This is a genomic window from Arthrobacter sp. 260, assembly GCF_013116745.1.
In the GTDB taxonomy this organism is placed as follows: domain Bacteria; phylum Actinomycetota; class Actinomycetes; order Actinomycetales; family Micrococcaceae; genus Arthrobacter_D.
In genome coordinates this window covers 137572-155939 of record NZ_JABFOE010000005.1, presented here as the reverse complement: position 1 = coordinate 155939, position 18368 = coordinate 137572, and the positions used below count along the sequence as shown (strand labels likewise).

Sequence of the window (18368 nt, the reverse complement as noted above, 5' to 3'; positions counted from 1 at the left end):
AGTGTTCTTCTGGCGCCAGGAAATCTACCCGGGCCGGTGGGCAGCCTTTTCGAACGCCGAGGCGGGCAATCTCGCACTCCATGTGGGGGATGAGCCCGCTTCGGTGCTTCGTCGTCGGGCCCAACTGGAGTCCGCCATGCACGTCCCTGCTGGCTCGCTGCGTTTCATGCACCAGACCCATTCCGCCGACGCTGTCGCGGTGGGGTCCGGGGACGATCGCGCAGCGGTGGTAACTGCCGACGCGCTGATCAGCGACGACGGCTCGGTTCCCCTGGCCGTCATGGTCGCCGACTGCGTCCCCGTGGTGCTGTCGGCCCGTGGGGGTGCGGGAGCGACCGCCGTCGTCCACGCGGGACGGCAGGGGATTCTCGATGGCATCATCACCAACACCGTGGCCGAGCTTCGGCGGCTCGGCACCGAGGATCTGGGCGCCTGGATTGGCCCGTCGATCTGCGGCGGCTGCTACGAGGTTCCCGCCGATATGCGCGACGACGTCGCAGCGGTGGTGCCGGCCGCGTGGGCAACCACCCGCTGGGGTACCCCAGGCCTCGATCTCCCCGCGGCAGTCACGTCGCAGCTCCAGCAGATGGGGGTGCAGGTGCATCCCGTCGGCGACCCAGCACAGCTGTGCACCCTGGACAACGAGTCTCTCTTCTCCCACCGCCGCAGTGCCGCCTCCGGCCGGTTCGTGGGCCTGGTATGGAACCAGTGACCACTGGCTCGCGGGCGGAAGATGGCGCGCGGGTGGAAGAACTCACCGAGCGGCTGGCGGCAGTCAACCAGCGGATTGATGCGGCCCTTCTTGAATCAGGACGGACTGACCGGCCCCAGCTCATTGTCGTCACGAAGTACTTCCCGGTGGCCGACATCAGGATCCTGGCCGATCTCGGTGTGACAGACCTGGGGGAGAACCGGGATCAGGAGGTTTCAGCGAAAGCTCAGGAACTTGCGGGCCTTGGCCTGCGCTGGCACTTTATCGGTCAACTACAGACCAACAAGGCGCGGTCAGTGGCACGGTATGCACACGCGGTGCATTCGGTGGACCGTGCTTCCCTGGTGAAGGCGCTAGGCAGGGGCGTCGCCGTCGAGCGGGAGACCAGCCCTGAGCGGCCATCCCTTAAGTGTTTCATCCAGGTTGACCTCTCCGGCGCGGACGGTGCCACCGAGGGTGTCAGCGGACACCAGCGTGGGGGAGCGTCCCCGGAGGAAGTGAACGCCCTCGGGCACCTGATTGAGGCCACCGACGGACTGTCTCTGGCGGGGGTGATGGCGGTCGCCCCGCTGGGCCACGAACCCCTGGCGGCCTTCCATCAGCTCGCCGGGATCTCCGCCATGCTCCGTGCCGAATTCCCCGCCGCCACGGCCATCTCGGCAGGCATGAGCGGAGATCTCGAAGCCGCGGTCGCGGCCGGCGCGACACACCTCAGAATTGGCTCTCAGGTCCTCGGTGAACGCCCGCCCTTGGGGTAGCGTCTGGACTATACCTAACGAAATGACAGGAGCTTCCCATGGCTGGCGCACTGCGCAAGACAATGATCTATCTTGGGCTCGCCGACGGTGATGAGCACTACGAAAACGAGCAGAAGACAACACATGCCAGGAACGAGGATCACTCAGTGGACTACGACCGTGACGACCGACATGCTGATGCCGCACCAGCGGCGCGGCTTGCGCCGGTCGACGAGTATCGGGCCCCAGTGACACCGATCAAGCGTGCGCAGTCCTCACGCGAAGACTCAGCCGCCCTGCGCCAGATCACCACCGTGCACCCGCGCTCCTACAATGACGCCAAGCTCATTGGTGAAAGCTTCAGGGACGGTATCCCCGTCATCATGAATGTCACCGACATGGGTGAATCCGACGCCAAGCGTCTGGTCGACTTCTCGGCAGGTCTGGTGTTCGGACTTCACGGGAGCATCGAGCGCGTCACCAACAAAGTGTTCCTCCTGTCGCCCTCCTACATCGAGGTGCTGGGCGAAGACCAGAAGGCCAGCGAGGCGCAGGCTAGTTTCTTCAATCAAAGCTAGCGTGGTTGACTTATTTCACGGGTTCCTCTCGAAGTATCGTTTTTAGGACTGTGACTGCCGCGTGAGTTTGGTTTTTGTTCTGATCTACCTGGTGCTGATGCTTGTGCAGGTAGCGCTGATTATTCGGATCGTTTACGACGCCGTGCAGATGTTCGCGCGCGGATGGCGCCCCAAGAGGGCCGCACTGGTTCTGGCGTCGGGCGTCTACACTGTCACCGACCCACCGATCAAGGCCCTTCGCCGGCTCATCCCCCCGCTGCGGCTGGGTGGAGTGTCGCTCGATCTGGCCTTCCTGGTGGTGTTCCTGGGTGTCACCATCCTCATGTTCGTCGCAGACAGCCTGGCCCGCTCGGTCTAACGGTTCGTTTTCGAGTCCCAAAAGATATACGCTGAATCACATAATCGGTGTAGATTCTAGAGTTTCGTGTCCACAATTCGGTACCGTAGTCAGGTCTGCTTCATAGGCAGGCATGTCTTATAACCACTATGAGGTGACCAGATGGCTCTGACGCCAGAAGATGTTGTCAACAAAAGGTTTCAGCCCACTAAGTTCCGTGAAGGCTACGACCAGGACGAGGTAGACGATTTCCTCGACGAGATCGTCGTCGAGCTTCGCCGCCTGAACCAGGAGAACGACGAACTGCGGCGCAAGCTCGCGGACGCCACCTCCTCCACGTCCCAGGATTCAGCCCCGGACACAGCAGTGCCCGCCCCCGTAGCGGCAAGCTCGCACACGGAGAAGGTCAAGGACGAGCCGAAGACCCCCGCGGCCAAGAGCGACGAGACCAGCGCCACCGCGGTGAAGACTGACGCAGGCACGGCCGACAACGCCAAGACTGACGGCGCAAAGGCCAACGACACGAAGGCCGACGACACGAAGGCCGTCGCCGCGAAGTCGGACGACACCACCACCGCTGCCGCAGCACCAGCAGCGGCAACACCCGCCGCCGGAACCGCTGACGCTGCCGCTGGAGTTCTCGCCATGGCGCAGAAGCTCCACGACGAGTACGTCAACGCAGGTGTGGAGCAGCGCGACAAGATCATCGCCGAAGCGCAGGTCAAGGCGACCGGCATGGTTGACGACGCCGAGGAAAAGACCCGCGAGACCCTTGGTGCGCTCGAGCAGCAGAAGGCTGTCCTCGAGGGCAAGGTCGAGCAGCTCCGGATCTTCGAACGCGACTACCGCTCGCGCCTCAAGGCGTACATCGAGGGCCAGCTCCGCGACCTGGATTCCCGCGGATCGGTTGCCTCCGAGGCCACCACCTCCTAGGTCAAGTCCCTGCGCCGTCTTGGCGGCGCAGCACAGCTACAGGCACTCCATGAGGCCGGCCACCGGGATCCCCGGCGGCCGGCCTCTGCCGTAGGCTGGTTACCAGCACCGATGCACCCCTCCCGCTAGGCGCGGCCAGCGCCACACACGAAAGCGCCATGACAGACCAGACACCCGAGCGCGGCACCCCCACCGGCTCCGACGAACCTTCACCGGCCGACCACGCTCCGACGACAGGCGCCAGCCACCGGCGGCGCACTGGAGCTAAATACGCGCTGCTCTTCATCGCCTGTTTCGCAGTCATCTATATCGCGGACCAGCTGACCAAGATCTGGGTGGTCTCCACCATGACCGAGGGCCAGATCACGCCGGTGTTCCCGCCCATCCTGAACTGGCACTTCATTCGCAATCCGGGGGCGGCGTTCTCCATCGGCACCGATTACACCTGGGTGTTCACCATCATCATGGCCGCGGTGGCCATCGCCATCATCACCCAGGTCCGCAAGGTGGCGTCCTGGTCATGGGCTGTCGCGCTGGGCCTGGTGCTCGGTGGGGCCGTGGGCAACCTGACCGACCGGCTGCTGAGGGAACCCTCCTTCGGGCAGGGCCACGTGGTCGACTTCATCGCATTCCCCAACTTCGCCATCTTCAACATTGCCGACTCCGCCGTCGTCACCGGTGTCTGCCTCATCTGCTTGCTCACCCTCCGGGGCATCGGCCTGGACGGTCAACGCAGCACCGACGAACCGGCCGTCGACGGCCCGGAAGACACCAAATGAACGCCGTTGAACGGGACGAGCGGGTCCCGGCCGAGCTTGGTGGCGCCCGCGCCGACGCGGTCCTCGCAGCAGTCGCGGGGGTCTCCCGGTCCGCCGCCGCCGCCTGGTGCGTGGCCGGTTTCGTGACCAGCAACGGTAAGGCGATCGGCAAGTCCGATCGGCCGGCCGCCGGGGCGGTCCTGCAGATCAGGGTCCCTGCCACCGTTGACCCCCTCGCCGTCGTCGTCGAGACCGTTGACGGCATGGGCATCCTGTACGACGACGACGACCTGGTGGTCATCGACAAACCCGTCGGGGTTGCCGCACATCCCTCGCCCGGTTGGGTGGGACCGACGGTCGTCGGCGCCCTCGCGGCAGCCGGTTATCGGATTTCGACGTCGGGCGCCACCGAACGCGCCGGAATTGTCCACCGCCTGGACGTCGGCACCTCCGGAGCCATGGTGGTCGCCAAAACCGAGCACGCCTACACAGTCCTGAAGCGCGCCTTCAAGGAACGCACAGTGGAAAAGGTGTATCACGCCCTGGTCCAGGGACTCCCGGACCCGCTGGAGGGAACCATCGACGCTCCCATCGGCAGGCACCCGGCCCACGACTGGCGCTTCGCCGTGCTGGAGGACGGACGACCGTCCCGGACCCACTACACGGTGCTGGAGGCGTTCGGGAAGGCAAGCCTTCTGGAAGTGAACCTGGAAACCGGGCGCACCCACCAGATCCGGGTGCACTTCTCTGCCCTGCGCCACCCCTGTGTTGGGGACCTGACCTACGGCGCCGATCCCAGCCTGGCCGCCCACCTGGGGTTGACCCGGCAGTGGCTCCACGCCCAGAAGCTCTCGTTCGAGCACCCAGTGTCGGGGGAGACGGTCAGCGCCACCAGCCCCTATCCGGATGATCTCCGGTACGCGCTGGACGCCCTCGCCGCGGGCGACGTGTGAGCTGATCCGTCTCCTGCCGCACCCGGCATGTCCGTCGGGCGGGGAGATGGACTGGCCTAGAATGGGAGGGTGGTTTCAACAGCATCTCCCCAAGCTTCCCCAGCCAAGCCGACCCGCGACGATTCCTTCGTCCACCTGCACAATCACACCGAATACTCAATGCTCGACGGTGCCGCCCGGCTGACTGATCTGTTCTCTCACACCGAGGAACTGGGCATGAAAGCCCTCGCCACCACCGACCACGGGTTCGTTTTCGGGGCCTTCGACTTCTGGGACAAAGCCCGGTCGGCCGGGATCAAGCCGATCATCGGTGTTGAGGCCTATCTGACGCCCGGCACCGCCCGTGCGGACAAGACCCGGGTGAAGTGGGGCGGTGGCGGCCGCGACGACGTCTCGGGTGCTGGCGCCTACACGCACATGACCATGTGGGCTGAAACCACCGAGGGAATGCACAACCTCTTCCGGATGTCCTCTCTCGCGTCCCTGGAAGGCTACCTGTACAAACCGCGGATGGACCGGGACCTGCTGCAGACCTACGGCAAGGGCCTCATCGCCACCACCGGCTGCCCCTCGGGGGAGGTGCAGACCAAGCTCCGGCTCGGCCTGTACCGCGAAGCGATGCAGGCGGCGTCCGACTTCCGTGACATCTTCGGTGCGGACAACTTCTTCTGCGAGCTGATGGACCATGGGCTGGACATCGAGCGCGCCGTCCAGTCGGACCTGATCAAGCTGGCCAAAGAACTCGGGCTGCCGATGGTGGCTACCAACGATCTGCACTACACCCACGCAGAGGATGCGAAGGCTCACGCAGCGCTGCTCTGTGTCCAGTCCGGGTCCACGATGGCCGACCCGAAGCGGTTCAAGTTCGACGCCGATGAGTTCTACCTCAAGTCGCCCGCTGAAATGCGCTCCATTTTCAGGGACCACCCCGAGGCCTGCGACAACACCCTGCTCATCGCCGAGCGCTGCGACGTCGAATTCAACACCAAAGCCAACTACATGCCCGGTTTCCCCGTCCCCGAGGGGGAGAGCGAGCAGTCCTGGTTCGTCAAGGAGGTCGAGACCGGGTTGCAGTACCGCTACCCGGCGGGCATTCCCGACGCTGTCCGCAAGCAGGCCGAGTATGAGACTGGCGTCATCACCCAGATGGGCTTCCCCAGCTACTTCCTGGTGGTCGCCGACTTCATCAACTGGGCCAAGGACAACGGCATCCGGGTGGGCCCCGGCCGTGGCTCCGGTGCCGGGTCGATGGTCGCCTACGCGATGCGCATCACCGACCTCGATCCGCTGCAACACGGGCTGATCTTCGAACGGTTCCTCAACCCCGAGCGTGTGTCAATGCCCGACTTCGACGTCGACTTCGATGATCGGCGCCGGTCCGAGGTGATCCGGTACGTCACCGAGAAGTACGGCGACGAGCGAGTGGCCATGATCGTCACCTACGGCACCATCAAGGCGAAGCAGGCCATGAAGGACTCCTCCCGGGTGATGGGGTACCCGTTCTCGATGGGGGAGCGACTCACCAAGGCGATGCCGCCGGACGTCATGGGTAAAGGCCTGGCCCTGACCGATGTGCACGACAAGAACTCGAAGCGCTACTCCGAAGCCGAGGAGCTGCGTGAACTGCTGAAGTCCGACGCCGACTCGGCGAAGGTCTTCGAAACCGCTCTGGGCCTGGAGGGCCTGAAACGCCAGTGGGGTGTCCACGCGGCCGGCGTCATCATGTCATCGGACCCGCTGATCGACATCATTCCGCTGATGCGCCGTGACCAGGACGGTCAGATCATCACGCAGTTCGATTACCCGACCTGTGAGAACCTCGGGCTGATCAAGATGGACTTCCTTGGCCTGAGGAACCTGACGATCATCACCGACGCGGTGGAGAACATCAAGCTCAACAAGGACATCGATCTGGTCCTGGAGGACCTGGACCTTGAGGACCAGGGCTCCTACGAGTTGCTGGCCCGCGGCGACACCCTGGGTGTGTTCCAGCTTGACGGCGGGCCGATGCGTGCCCTGCTGAAGCTGATGCGCCCCGACAACTTCGAAGACATCTCAGCCGTCATCGCGCTGTACCGGCCGGGACCCATGGGCGCGAACTCGCACACCAACTACGCGCTGCGGAAGACCGGCGCTCAGGAGGTCACTCCGATCCACCCGGAGCTGGAGGAGCCGCTTGCCGAGATCCTGGGAACCACCTACGGCCTGATCGTGTACCAGGAGCAGGTGATGGCTATCGCCCAGAAGGTCGCCGGCTACTCGCTGGGCCGTGCCGACATCCTTCGCCGTGCGATGGGCAAGAAGAAGAAGTCGGAACTGGACAAGCAGTACGAGGGCTTCGCCAACGGCATGAAGGACAACGGATACTCCGAAGCGGCGATCAAGACGCTGTGGGACATCCTGTTGCCCTTCTCGGACTACGCGTTCAACAAGGCCCACTCCGCCGCCTATGGGCTGGTGTCCTACTGGACCGCCTACCTCAAGGCCCACCACCCGGCCGAGTACATGGCCGCCCTGCTCACCAGCGTGGGCGATGACAAGGACAAGCTGGCGATCTACCTCAACGAGTGCCGCCGGATGGGCATCACCGTCCTGCCACCGGACGTCAACGAGTCGAGCGTGAACTTCACCCCGGTCGGCACCGACATCCGCTTCGGGATGGGCGCCATCCGCAACGTTGGGGCCAACGTGGTGGGCGCCATGGTGGGTGCACGTACCGAGAAGGGTGCCTTCACTTCCTTCAGCGACTTCCTGCAGAAGGTTCCGGCGGTGGTCTGCAACAAGCGGACCATCGAATCCCTGATCAAGGCCGGGTCGTTCGACTCGCTCAAGCACCCGCGCCGTGCCCTCGCCATGATCCATGAGGAAGCCGTGGACTCGGTGATTGTCCTCAAGCGCAACGAGGCAGCGAACCAGTTCGACCTGTTCAGCGCGTTCGACGAACCCGGGTCCGTCGGTGGTCTCTCGGTCGAGGTGCCGGACCTGCCGGAGTGGGAAAAGAAGGACAAGCTCTCCTTCGAACGCGACATGCTCGGGCTCTACGTGTCCGACCACCCGCTGCAGGGCCTCGACGGCATCCTGAGCCAGCATGCGGACTCGTCGATCACCTCGATCATCAGCGATGAGGGCCCCGCCGACGGCGCGATGGTCACCATCGCCGGCATGATCACCTCCCTGCAGCGGCGGATCGCGAAGAACAGCGGCAACGCCTACGCGCGCGCCGAGATCGAGGACCTCGCAGGGTCAATGGAAGTGATGTTCTTTGGGCAGGTGTACGGGCCGATCGCCGGTGTCCTCGCCGAGGACCTGATCGTGGTCGTGCGCGGCCGGCTGCAACGGCGCGACGACGGCGCCGTCACCCTTAACGCGCAGGAGCTCAGTGTTCCGGACCTCAGCGAGGGCCATTCAGGCCCTGTGGTTATTTCGATGGCGCACCACAAGGCCACCGAAACCGCCGTTGTCGCCCTACGGGACGTGCTGCGGACCCACCCGGGTACCAGCGAAGTGCAGATTCGCCTGAACAGCAACCGCAAGGTCGAGGTCATGCGGCTCGGCGTCGAGCTGAGGGTCAATCCGACGTCGTCACTCTTTGGCGACTTGAAGGTGCTGTTGGGGCCCGCCTGCCTGGACGTGTAGGCGGGCCGCGCTAGATTTCGTAGTCGAGAGCTGTCGGCTGCCCGTACGATCCGCCGTGGTAAAGCAGCGGAACACCGGGGGCGCCCACTTCGCCGGAGGCCACTTCGGCGACCACCACCGCGTTGTTCTCGAAGGACAGCCGCATGCTGATCCGGCCGATCAGGTGCGCCGCCACGTTCTCCAGCACGGGCACGCCGTGCGGTCCGGGCTTCCAATGGTCGCCGTCGAAACGGTTGCGGCTGCGCGCAAACCGATCCGCGAGTTCGCGGTTGGCGAGCCCCAGCATGTGCACACCGATGTAGTTCGTATTGGCGATGGCGGGCCAGGACGAGGAGGTGCGGGCCATGTTGAAACTGAACCGTGGCGGGTCGGCGGAGAGGGAAGATACCGAGGTAGCGGTGAACCCGAACGGTTTACCCTCATAGACAGCGGTGATGATCGTGACTCCCGCCGGATGGCGGCGGAAAGCGTCACGGAAGGCTGCTGCCGGGTCGGGGATTGGCTGGTCGGCGGGGGCTTGTTGAGTCACGCACCCCACCCTAGGTGAGGTACTGGTGCCGCATAACTTTGTTAATGTATAAGTCATGCGCCCCACCAGTCCCGACGCCGAGCAACCCGGCAGCTACCCACCTCCCGTTTACTCAGTGGCCACCAAGGACACCGGAGTTCCGCCGACGTCTCTGGTCTGGTGGGCCAGCGCCATGGCTGGCCTGGGCCTGCTGATGGGCGTGGTGTGGTGGTTTGCTGCACCCGGGGGCGGCCTCTATGGTGACCCTGCCCCTGAGGAGGCGCCCCTGGTGGGGGACCTTACCCTTGCCGGGCTCCAGTTGGTGGTCGGGATCGTGGTGGGCTGGCTCCTGGTGCAGCGGATGGAGCTACCCGGCGCCTGGCAGCGGATCGTTGCGGCGGTGGGCGGATCGCTGGTGGGGTCGGTGCTCGCCGTCGTCGTCGGCCAATGGCTGGGCATGATGCTCGGTGCCGAACCTGACTTTGTCCTGCATTCCCTGGGTGCCGCCGCCATCTGGCCAGCAGCCGCGGCGCTGGTTGTGTTCATTTCAGCCCTGATCGATCTGGCCTGGGGCAAACGCCGCGGCTAGCACCACGTCCCAAACGGTGGGTCCCAGGACCGGGCGCACGGTCCGCAGGGAATAGGCCGATGACAGAGCCGGTTGGCCTGAATATGAAAGCAATCGTTTACTCCGTCACCGGAGCATCTTCAGTCCTGTCCCTCGTCGAGCGCGAAGCAGCTGCCCCCGGCCCCGGCGAAGTCCGGGTCCGCATCGCCGCTTCCGGCGTCAATCCCACCGATTGGAAGGCCCGCTCCGAGGGGGACCTCGCCTTTGACGAGGTAGTCCCCAACCAGGACGGTGCCGGCGTCATCGAATCGCTCGGCGACGGCGTGACCGGCCTGGCGGTCGGCGACAGGGTCTGGGTGTACCTGGCTGCGCATGGCCGTCCCACCGGAACGGCGCAGGAGTTCGCTGTCCTTCCCGCGGACCGGGTAGTGGCACTGCCTGAGGGTATCGACTTTGACGTGGCCGCCAGCCTTGGCGTCCCCGCGATGACGGCGCACCGTGCGCTCACCGTCCACGAGCAGGGGCCAGCACGTCTTGCGCCCGAAGCGCTGACCGGTCGGGTGGTTCTCGTGCAGGGTGGAGCGGGGGCCGTCGGACATGCAGCGATTCAGCTTGCCGTCTGGGCTGGCGCCACAGTGATCGCGACCGTCAGCAGCGAGGCGAAGGCCGAACTGGCCCGCGCTGCCGGTGCACACCACGTGGTCCAGTATCCCGATGACGCCCTCGCTGACCGGATCCGCGAGATCGCTCCCGACGGCGTCCACCAGGTGGTCGAGGTGGCTCCCGCCCAGAACGCTGCGCTCGACGTTGAGGTGCTGGCCAACCATGGCAGCATCGCCTACTACGCGAACAATAATGGTGACGATTTCACGGCACCGATCATCGCGAGTTTTGCGAAGAACGTCCGCTGGCAGGGACTGCTCCTCTACACGGTAGGGACCGAGCCGCTGCTCGCCGCCGCCGAGGACATCACCGCAGCCCTGCGCGACGGGGCTTTGCCCGTGGGGGAGTCCGCCGGACTTCCGCTGCACTGGTTCCCCCTGGAGGAGACTGCCGCTGCGCACGACGCCGTCGAAAGCGGTGTCACCGGCAAGGTCCTCATCCGGGTGGCGGACGAGACCGCCTAGGTACCACACGTCCATCTGACGGTGTCCCGATACCCGGAGAAGTGGGCTATGAAATTTGAGCATCACGACATTTTTCGTCGGCTTCTTCTCCGGGTCGGACGCGGTCTGGCCCTCGGTGCCGGTGTTGGCCTTTTCGTTGGAATCGTCGCTGCAGTGGTGACCTCCGGCGGGACAGACAACGTCCTGCGCAGTGACGTCGGTTTGCGCGCAGGACTGGTGGCCTTCGCGGTCGCCTTCCTCTTCACTATTCTCCTTCCCTCGCACGACGACGACACGGCCGACGACGCCGACCCAAGCCCCGTACGCCCGGACCCAGGCGGGACCTCACACGACCAGCTGACCCAACGTTTGCGGCGGGAAGAACCAGTCAACGGCCGCTCGCCAGACGATCCGATGATCGAGCCGCCACGGTTCGGGCAGCGAATCGATCCACAGCCGTAAAACTGCTTGTTGATTACGGTCAGCCTGCCAAAGCTAACCCGCCAGCTTCCTCATGGATTAGGGTGCTGCCATGACAAACGACGAAATAGATTTTGTCACTGCGGCTCCCACCACGGTGGACGCCAACGTCCGCTGGATCGACGGAACAGACGTCGATGAACCGAGCTATCAGGTTCACCGGTTGGAGCAACACACCTACATCATCCGGCAGAGCCTTCGCACCAGCCCCGAAGGGCCGTTTGTCTATCTGCTGTTTGGCAACTCCACCGCATTCCTCATCGATACGGGTGCGACGCGGGACCCCCTGAAGTGGCCCCTGCGCGCCGTCGTCGAGCGGCTGATCGCTGAATGGCTAACGGAGCATCCGCGTAAGGCATACGGGCTGATCGTTGCGCATTCCCATGGGCATGGCGATCACACCGCCGGCGACAAGGAGTTTCTGGATCGGCCGGACACGACAGTCGTGGGGAGTGACCTGGATGACGTCATTGAGCATTTCGGGTTCACCAAGTGGCCCTCACAGACAGCATCGGTGAATCTGGGCGGTCGGGAGCTGGTGCTGATCCCTTCCCCTGGTCACCAGGAAGCGTCGATCACGTTTCTATGACCAGTGGACCGCAAGTCTTTTCACTGGTGACACCATCTATCCGGGGCGGCTCTACGTCCGTGACATGGACGCGTTTCTTGCCACGATTGGAACGCTGGTGGAATTCTCGGACACCCATCCCGTGAGTCATCTCCTCGGCGGTCACGTCGAACTGACAATGGATGCAGGACGGGACTTTCCTTTGGGTGCCCGGCAGCACCCCCACGAACGGCCTCTCCCTGTGACCGTTCAGCAGCTTGAGGCTCTGCACCAAAGGACGGTGGCCTGTGCCGGTAAACCAGGGGTCCATGCTGGGAAGGACTTCATCATCTACAACGGCAATCGGGTCCGGGACCAGGCGAAGCTGGTCCTGCGATCTCTTCGGTCGCCACTGCGAAAGTGACTTGCGGTGGGGATCCGGGAACGACGACGGTCTTAGATTCGCGCGTCTCCACGCCATAAAGGTACTCCCCGGAACCTTGTTCGACCACGGGTCGCTAAGCTTTCAGGTCCGTCGGCCAGTCTTTTCGTAAGGGAGTTTTATGGATCCTACGGGTCCACTGATCAGGATTCTTTGCCTGAAGACACTCGGATCATGTAGGTCGGTTCGGTTGAGGGATCCGCTAGCGGTCAAGCACGTCGACACTGGTTCTCTGGGTAGGGTGGGCTAATGGATATTTGGGGATTTGTCTCTGTTATTGTTCTCGCCGCTGTTTTCCTTTTCTTTTGAGAGACGTAATAGCGTCGGGAGTGAGGCGGGGCATCTTGGACGCGCACGAGATTATTGGGACCGAGAATGCATTGAATATGGGAGACCGTAAGCGGCCCTGAGGCGAACGTGAGACAGATTAGTCGAAGAACGACCCCCTGGACCCAGCTGGTGGCCAAATTGAGAAGGCTTGGCAATGCCGGACAAGTCAAACCAAATAGTTGGCTCGCCGCGCTTGATGCAGACCCCTCCATAGGAATGCATGGACAGGTTTCGCGGTGGAGATCCCCCTACGGATCGTCGGATGATCAGCGACGCTAGGCAAGGATGAAGTTGAATCACAGCCGAGCGGGGTATCTGAGCCATCTGCCAGGACGACAGAGCATTCTAGTGACGGACGGAGTGAGCCATTGTGGTTGAGTGGTGGGATCGGTTGAACGTTCCGCAGCGGTTGGTGGCGCAGGCTACTGCGGTTGTGATGCTGTGGATCCTCACCCATTTGTCGTTGTTCCTGTGGTTCGCCTGGCTTGGGGGAACTGTGCGTGACGGTCTCTGGCATTCCTATGGTCAGGCATGGGAGTACGCCGGTTTGGCAGCGACGGTTATTGTCTTGAGTCGATCCTTTGCCCCCATGCTCAACAGGGGCCTTGTCATAGGAACCATGTCCCTGTCGTTGATCCTCGCCTTTCACGATTCGACGCGAGGGGATGTGACCGGCACTTCGCTGGTTGGCATCCCCGTCGTAGCAGTCGTAGCACCTTTGTTCATCGCGTTAGCTCTCGTGGGCTCCACCTATCGATTCGGGCTTGGCTCGAAGGAGGACTAGGACGAGCTTTGGTGAAACAGCGGATTAATCGAACTTCCGCGCAGATGGCAGTAGGAAGCCCATCCATGTGTTGCGCTTTCGGGATGCTCACAGAGGAGCGAAAGGACCAGCAGATAATCCTCCTTCGTTCCGTAAGGCCACGCACAAGTCCACAGGACAAGTCGTGGCGGTGGGGACCGGCTTACGGCGGCGAAAACGGACCGTAAAGGAAACGGGATCGTTGTGCCGGCTTCCACCTGCCAGACCTATAGGGCCGAAGAGTTTGACTTGCCCAGTAAGCTACCGAAATGGGGACAATGGGGAAGAAGAAGGTAGCTGCCGCAGATCGAAAGCAGATTTACGTCGAGACCCAAATCGGTGCATCCCTCGAGGAAGTGTGGGATCTTAGCCAAAACCCGGAACAGCATCCCCGGTGGGATCTGCGATTTTCTAGCATCGTCCCGGTCAGCACCGGCGACCAAGAGGTCACGCATTTCCGGTACGGGTTCAATCTTCCCTTTTACGCGATCACAGGTATTGGTGTTTCCTTGGGACACCGGTTCCGGGCTGATGGGCAGGCAACGTCGGTGCTGAAATTCTCTACCGCGAACCCCTTATCACCCATCAGAAAGGGCTCAGGCTATTGGCGCTATGTTCCGACTGATGGTGGAACCAGGTTTATAACCGGATACGACTACGATCCGGGAATGGGACACATCGGCCGAATCCTGGACTCCCATCTAATCCGGCCGATCCTTGGATGGGCGATTGCGTGTTCGGTGGTCTTGTAGTGCTGGAGCTGGTCCCTCAACTCGTCGATTGCCCATGAGGACGGGTAGAAGCTCATGTGTTTCTTGGACGCTGTGAAATATACCAGCGCCCGATTCTTGTACTTGAGCGTCGGCATGCCGTAGCTTATTGCCTCTTCGGTACCCGGTACGAGCTGCTGCACCAGGGTGCGGATCCGTTCGAGTTCAGTCCGGTATTCAGGGTCGAGCGCATTGAGATATTCTTCGATGCTTTTCGCTTTTTCAGCCATAACGCGAGCATAGCGCAGCCTCCTATCCACGGACATCTCTAACGACTGGATAACAATCAATGGTTCCTTCAGCCAGCCGAAGAAGCAGGCGTACCCTTTGAACATCGCGACCAAAAGATCAAGGTGGGGGAAATCTTGGAAAATGCTTTATCATCATGCCGATATCGGCGTCGGGCGCAGTTCGCTGGAGCACTGATCGGGCTGATCGTTTTATCAGGGTGTGGCGCTGAGGTTGATGAGGCGTCGCCACCGGAATCGACAGCTACTTCGTTTTCGTCAGCTTCGCATCCGGAAACGAAAGCCGCCGCGACGCCACCGGATGCGGAGATCGCAGCTGTTGAGGATTCGACGACGAGTCCCGCAGCCCCCGATGAAACCTCAGCAGCGGAAGTCCCTGCGGGGGAGAAAGAACTCGGGCGGGCCAGCGTCGTCACATTCAGCTCCCCGGAGCCCTCTGGGCCCGCGGGGGCAACGACCGGAAAGTTAGTGGAAAAGGAGGGATGCCTCCTGATTCGCCTCCCTGACGGGCAAGAGCTGCTGCCTCTGTTCCGTGCCGAGTCTGAACCGGGTTGGGCAAATGGTCAATTGACGTTCGACGGGATAACCTACCCCGCCGGCGCGACACTGGTGTTTGGTGGAGGAGATCTGCCGCCAAACGAGATCGATATCCCGGACACGTGTAGCGACGTCGAAACCTGGTTCACCTTTATGGTCCTGCAGGACTGATTGCAGAACATTCAAGGACCAATCAATTGATTGGCCCGGCACTCCGCCCGGCTCGGATTTCGTCGATACGAAGACGAAGGAAGATTATCACCAGCACCAAGGCATAGATCGCCAGGATTGCGAATATTGCCACTATCAGGATGTAGAGAATTCCGATTATCCCCGCATACATCATCCGATACCCCCATTATTTGCCTATATATCTGACCGTGTGTCTACGAGGCTAGCATTGCCTTGAAACGAGGGTTATCGTCCTATTGCTCTTTTCCGGCACGCTCCCGTCGATTAAAGGTCAGATGAATCACCCCGCTGGGGGAGGAAGCGGCTTCGATACCGAAGCGCTCTTCGACGCCTTCCAGGCCGTCCCACAACCGCTCGCCACGGCCAAGCACGATTGGGACAACAACGAGATGCATGTGGTCGATCAGGTCCGCTGCGAGGAACTGGCGGACGGTGGACACCCCGCCACCGATTCGCACGTCCTGACCACCGGCGAGGGCCCGCGCCCGTTCGAACACTTCGGCGGGTTTGGCGTCCATGAAGTGGAAAGTGGTGCCGCCGTTCATGGTCAGCTCGGGGCGCGGGTGATGGGTGAGGACGATCACCGGGGTGTGGAATGGCGGGTCATCTCCCCACCATCCCTTCCACTCCTCGTCGATCCAAGGCCCGCGCAGGGGTGCGAACTTGTTACGCCCCATCACCTCTACGCCAATCTCCGAGGCCCAGCTGCTGGCGAAAGCTTCATCGATCCCGTCTGAGCCCTCCTCCTTGCCGTGGAAGCCCAACGCCTGAAAGGTGCGCGTTGGGAAAGCCCACTCAAGCAAGCGCGTTCCGGCGTGTCCGAACGGAGCGTCGAGCTGTTGTCCTTCCCCGGTGCCGAATCCATCGAGTGAGATGGAGAAGTTGTGTACGCGAACAAGTGACATGGCTGCTCCTGGTATGAAGGCGGTCGGCGCTGAACGGGGACTGCGGTCAGCCTGGCCGGTTCACTGGAATTGTTGCGCCGACGGTAGCGCAGTCCGCCGATATGCCGCAAGCAAGATGAATCGGTGTGGGGAGAGGCTGCATCAGTGGGTGCTCGGCTTAGGGACCGCTACGATCGAGACCGAATGAACCGGGTCCCAGGAAAAGGAACAACGGAAGAGGAACAATGAGTGCTGTGCCAGCTGACGTTCAGACCCCGGAGGTTCTGATTGACCGGGACATCCTGGGGCGAAACATCGACCGAATGGCGACCGCTGTGCTGGCCAAGGGGATTGACCTTCGACCGCATGTGAAAACTCACAAGATGCCGGAGATCGCCTCGCTGCAACTGGCGGCGGGAGCGGTTGGATTGACGGTGGCGACCATCGGGGAGGCTGAGGTTTTTGTGCAGCATGGCGCCAGGGATGTCTTTATCGCGTATCCCCTGTGGGTGACACCGCATCATGCTCGCAGACTGGCCCAGCTAGGCTCCGTGGCACGGGTCGCTGTTGGTACAGATTCGGTGGAGGCCGCCCAGGCAATGGGTGCGGCACTTTCGAACCTGACCGGCAGCATAGAGGTCATGGTGGAGATCGACAGTGGTCACCATCGCAGTGGTGTCAGACCATCACACGCTGTCGAGGTGGCGGAGTCGGCTACTGCTGCGGGTCTGCGGGTGTCAGGGGTCTTCACCTTCCCTGGTCACAGCTACGCTCCGGGGATGCCGGTGAAAGCAGCAGAACAGGAGCATCTAGCTCTTCAGGAGGCAGTTAGCCTTCTTCGCCGTGCAGGATTCGACATTTCCCGGATCAGCGGAGGATCCACACCCACGGCAGCGCTCGCCGGACGGTCAGCGGCAAACGAGGTTCGGCCGGGTGTCTATGTCTTTGGCGATGCTCAGCAGTTGGAACTTGGGCGTTGCACCCTCGACGAGATCGCGCTCACCGTAGCGGCGACCGTTGTCAGCCGCCATGAGGGTGAGGGGTCAACGCCGCGCCGGTGTGTCCTGGATGCGGGAAGCAAGATCATCGGCAGCGACCGTCCGGCCTGGGCGAGTGGGTTCGGGCGCCTCCTGGACCACCCCGGAGCCCGCATCAGTGCGCTGTCGGAGCACCACGCCACCGTGATCTGGCCAGATGACAGTGAGCTTCCAGCGCTGGGAACACGTCTACGGGTAATCCCAAACCATGTGTGCCTGACGATGAACCTTGTCGATGAGGCCACTGTAGTCAGTGACGGCACAGCTGTCGCCCGCTGGAGCGTCGACGCCCGCGGCAAGAACAAGTAGCCATCAGCCGGAGGACGCCAGCATGGTCCGCTGGCCTCGAGCTTGCGCCCGAGCCCAGCGGTCCGTGGTTTATCGTCTCTTTGACCGACCCGACTTGGTGGGGCGGGAAGACCGTCCCTTGATCCAGCCGGCAATGGCGGTGAGCAGGACGGTCAGTAGTTTGTTCCTCATATTAATCGGTCACCCTTCAGGCAGTCTGTGAAGTTTAGGCACGACAAGCCGATCCAACGGCGTGGCATACCTTATTGATAGTTGTCAGATCACTGCAGTTTTATCGCTCGACGGACGACGCGTGACGTTCAAAAGGACCGCGACCTTTCGCAACGGAACCTCAAGAGCGGATTCCAGATTTGGTGCAATCTGTCGGTGCACGCTTTCGATCACCTGCTGTACTTTCGCCCGATCATCCATCTTGATGTCGAGGTTCAATTCCGGTTCGTTGGCACTGCCGCGAAGGATCGCGGAAGCCGAAGCGACGCCCAGTAGCGCTTCTGTTTCCGATTCAACGGCAGAGGCGAGCACCCTGGGGTCGCACAGCGTGTAGCCATCCGATCCTTGCTTTCCGTGGAGTCGAAAGGTATCTCCCTGATGGCGCTTGGGCACCTGTGCGCTGAGCCACGCCAAGGCGAGAAGACCCACCAGTGCAGCCACTACCGTGACAATAATGGCCGCCAGGGGAGTGTTTAGCACCTCGCCCGGCGCAACGGGGAAGACCTGCTCGTTGGGGCCGACCGGGGAGATTCCGATCCCGGAGGATTCCGCTAGCGAACCCGCGAGGCCACTCGAAAGCAGTATTCCCGCTGTCCCTGCCAAAATCATCAGCAGTGCAATGATGGCCAACCAGGTCCTGTTGAGCGTGCCGGCTGTTTCCCTCATTTTGGTTCCTTATCTCTGTAGTGTGCATCTCCGTGGCGGAGCGCGACGTGCCGAAGCCCGATCAATCGGTTTTCAGCTGGGACGGTGG

The 18368-nt window shown here is 62.5% G+C and carries 20 protein-coding genes; 16 read left to right on the top strand and 4 right to left on the bottom strand.

The features are described 5' to 3' along the window. The first annotated feature begins 1 nt into the window (after position 1). From HMI57_RS07920 to dnaE, 8 genes are all read left to right on the top strand, one after another. Positions 2–712 carry a laccase domain-containing protein gene (locus tag HMI57_RS07920; RefSeq protein ID WP_171585400.1) on the top strand — a complete coding sequence of 237 codons (711 nt, stop codon included), beginning with the start codon at positions 2–4 and terminating at the stop codon, positions 710–712. Next, positions 709–1470, top strand: a complete 762-nt coding sequence (locus HMI57_RS07915; RefSeq protein WP_346655161.1) for a YggS family pyridoxal phosphate-dependent enzyme — start codon at positions 709–711, stop codon at positions 1468–1470. Before HMI57_RS07920 ends, HMI57_RS07915 begins: the two co-directional genes overlap by 4 nt. Positions 1471–1508: 38 nt before the next feature. After that, positions 1509–2027, top strand: coding sequence for a cell division protein SepF (locus HMI57_RS07910; RefSeq protein ID WP_171585398.1), 519 nt, complete (start codon positions 1509–1511; stop codon positions 2025–2027). Between the two features lie 61 nt (positions 2028–2088). Then, positions 2089–2385, top strand: coding sequence for a YggT family protein (locus HMI57_RS07905; RefSeq protein WP_171585397.1), 297 nt, complete (start codon positions 2089–2091; stop codon positions 2383–2385). 141 nt (positions 2386–2526) lie between these two features. After that, positions 2527–3297 carry a DivIVA domain-containing protein gene (locus HMI57_RS07900; protein ID WP_171585396.1) on the top strand — a complete coding sequence of 257 codons (771 nt, stop codon included), beginning with the start codon at positions 2527–2529 and terminating at the stop codon, positions 3295–3297. A gap of 158 nt (positions 3298–3455) precedes the next feature. Continuing rightward, entirely contained in the window at positions 3456–4076 is a 621-nt protein-coding gene (gene lspA / locus HMI57_RS07895; RefSeq protein ID WP_171585395.1) for a signal peptidase II, read from the top strand. Further along, entirely contained in the window at positions 4073–5008 is a 936-nt protein-coding gene (locus tag HMI57_RS07890) for an RluA family pseudouridine synthase (RefSeq protein WP_171585394.1), read from the top strand. The genes lspA and HMI57_RS07890 overlap by 4 nt, the downstream gene beginning before the upstream one ends. Positions 5009–5077: 69 nt before the next feature. Continuing rightward, on the top strand, positions 5078–8644 hold the full coding sequence (gene dnaE, locus HMI57_RS07885; RefSeq protein ID WP_171585393.1) for a DNA polymerase III subunit alpha: 3567 nt from the start codon (positions 5078–5080) through the stop codon (positions 8642–8644). A gap of 10 nt (positions 8645–8654) precedes the next feature. Here dnaE and HMI57_RS07880 read toward each other — a convergent pair whose 3' ends face one another. Next, positions 8655–9173 (bottom strand): flavin reductase family protein, encoded by a 519-nt coding sequence (locus HMI57_RS07880; RefSeq protein WP_346655160.1) that lies wholly within the window; start codon positions 9171–9173, stop codon positions 8655–8657. A 55-nt stretch (positions 9174–9228) separates the two neighbouring features. On the opposite strand from HMI57_RS07880, the gene HMI57_RS07875 reads away from it, so the two are divergent. The 6 genes from HMI57_RS07875 to HMI57_RS07850 all read left to right on the top strand — a co-directional run bounded on the left by HMI57_RS07875 (position 9229) and on the right by HMI57_RS07850 (position 13409). Beyond that, positions 9229–9741 carry a hypothetical protein gene (locus HMI57_RS07875; RefSeq protein ID WP_171585392.1) on the top strand — a complete coding sequence of 171 codons (513 nt, stop codon included), beginning with the start codon at positions 9229–9231 and terminating at the stop codon, positions 9739–9741. Between the two features lie 83 nt (positions 9742–9824). Next, positions 9825–10847 (top strand): NADPH:quinone reductase, encoded by a 1023-nt coding sequence (locus tag HMI57_RS07870; RefSeq protein ID WP_171585476.1) that lies wholly within the window; start codon positions 9825–9827, stop codon positions 10845–10847. A gap of 48 nt (positions 10848–10895) precedes the next feature. Further along, positions 10896–11288, top strand: a complete 393-nt coding sequence (locus HMI57_RS07865; RefSeq protein ID WP_171585391.1) for a hypothetical protein — start codon at positions 10896–10898, stop codon at positions 11286–11288. 70 nt (positions 11289–11358) lie between these two features. Further along, positions 11359–11895 (top strand): hypothetical protein, encoded by a 537-nt coding sequence (locus HMI57_RS07860; RefSeq protein WP_171585390.1) that lies wholly within the window; start codon positions 11359–11361, stop codon positions 11893–11895. A 64-nt stretch (positions 11896–11959) separates the two neighbouring features. Next, a complete protein-coding gene (locus HMI57_RS07855; RefSeq protein WP_171585389.1) occupies positions 11960–12277 on the top strand; it encodes a hypothetical protein in 318 nt (105 codons plus the stop codon). 739 nt (positions 12278–13016) lie between these two features. Next, the gene (locus tag HMI57_RS07850; protein WP_171585388.1) at positions 13017–13409 is read left to right on the top strand and encodes a hypothetical protein; all 393 of its coding nucleotides are present in this window, start codon (positions 13017–13019) and stop codon (positions 13407–13409) included. 673 nt (positions 13410–14082) lie between these two features. On the opposite strand, the gene HMI57_RS07840 is transcribed toward HMI57_RS07850, so the two are convergent. Further along, positions 14083–14427, bottom strand: a complete 345-nt coding sequence (locus HMI57_RS07840) for a DUF1801 domain-containing protein (RefSeq protein ID WP_171585386.1) — start codon at positions 14425–14427, stop codon at positions 14083–14085. A 123-nt stretch (positions 14428–14550) separates the two neighbouring features. On the opposite strand from HMI57_RS07840, the gene HMI57_RS07835 reads away from it, so the two are divergent. After that, positions 14551–15153, top strand: a complete 603-nt coding sequence (locus HMI57_RS07835; protein WP_171585385.1) for a hypothetical protein — start codon at positions 14551–14553, stop codon at positions 15151–15153. A gap of 254 nt (positions 15154–15407) precedes the next feature. Here the strand turns inward: HMI57_RS07835 and HMI57_RS07830 are convergent, their stop codons facing one another. Continuing rightward, positions 15408–16079, bottom strand: coding sequence for a dihydrofolate reductase family protein (locus HMI57_RS07830; RefSeq protein WP_171585384.1), 672 nt, complete (start codon positions 16077–16079; stop codon positions 15408–15410). Between the two features lie 224 nt (positions 16080–16303). On the opposite strand from HMI57_RS07830, the gene HMI57_RS07825 reads away from it, so the two are divergent. After that, positions 16304–17404 carry a D-TA family PLP-dependent enzyme gene (locus HMI57_RS07825; RefSeq protein ID WP_171585383.1) on the top strand — a complete coding sequence of 367 codons (1101 nt, stop codon included), beginning with the start codon at positions 16304–16306 and terminating at the stop codon, positions 17402–17404. A 255-nt stretch (positions 17405–17659) separates the two neighbouring features. Here the strand turns inward: HMI57_RS07825 and HMI57_RS07820 are convergent, their stop codons facing one another. Continuing rightward, on the bottom strand, positions 17660–18280 hold the full coding sequence (locus tag HMI57_RS07820; protein WP_171585382.1) for a hypothetical protein: 621 nt from the start codon (positions 18278–18280) through the stop codon (positions 17660–17662). Between the last annotated feature and the right edge of the window lie 88 nt (positions 18281–18368).

What these genes read in the sequence shown, in the direction of transcription:
- HMI57_RS07910 (WP_171585398.1), top strand. Translation starts at nt 1,509, where the DNA reads ATGGCTGGCGCACTGCGCAAGACAATGATCTATCTTGGGCTCGCCGAC.
- HMI57_RS07900 (WP_171585396.1), top strand. Translation starts at nt 2,527, where the DNA reads ATGGCTCTGACGCCAGAAGATGTTGTCAACAAAAGGTTTCAGCCCACT.
- lspA (WP_171585395.1), top strand. Translation starts at nt 3,456, where the DNA reads ATGACAGACCAGACACCCGAGCGCGGCACCCCCACCGGCTCCGACGAA.
- HMI57_RS07890 (WP_171585394.1), top strand. Translation starts at nt 4,073, where the DNA reads ATGAACGCCGTTGAACGGGACGAGCGGGTCCCGGCCGAGCTTGGTGGC.
- HMI57_RS07875 (WP_171585392.1), top strand. Translation starts at nt 9,229, where the DNA reads ATGCGCCCCACCAGTCCCGACGCCGAGCAACCCGGCAGCTACCCACCT.
- HMI57_RS07870 (WP_171585476.1), top strand. Translation starts at nt 9,825, where the DNA reads ATGAAAGCAATCGTTTACTCCGTCACCGGAGCATCTTCAGTCCTGTCC.
- HMI57_RS07865 (WP_171585391.1), top strand. Translation starts at nt 10,896, where the DNA reads ATGAAATTTGAGCATCACGACATTTTTCGTCGGCTTCTTCTCCGGGTC.
- HMI57_RS07860 (WP_171585390.1), top strand. Translation starts at nt 11,359, where the DNA reads ATGACAAACGACGAAATAGATTTTGTCACTGCGGCTCCCACCACGGTG.
- HMI57_RS07855 (WP_171585389.1), top strand. Translation starts at nt 11,960, where the DNA reads ATGGACGCGTTTCTTGCCACGATTGGAACGCTGGTGGAATTCTCGGAC.
- HMI57_RS07840 (WP_171585386.1), bottom strand. Translation starts at nt 14,427, where the DNA reads ATGGCTGAAAAAGCGAAAAGCATCGAAGAATATCTCAATGCGCTCGAC.
- HMI57_RS07830 (WP_171585384.1), bottom strand. Translation starts at nt 16,079, where the DNA reads ATGTCACTTGTTCGCGTACACAACTTCTCCATCTCACTCGATGGATTC.
- HMI57_RS07825 (WP_171585383.1), top strand. Translation starts at nt 16,304, where the DNA reads ATGAGTGCTGTGCCAGCTGACGTTCAGACCCCGGAGGTTCTGATTGAC.
- HMI57_RS07820 (WP_171585382.1), bottom strand. Translation starts at nt 18,280, where the DNA reads ATGAGGGAAACAGCCGGCACGCTCAACAGGACCTGGTTGGCCATCATT.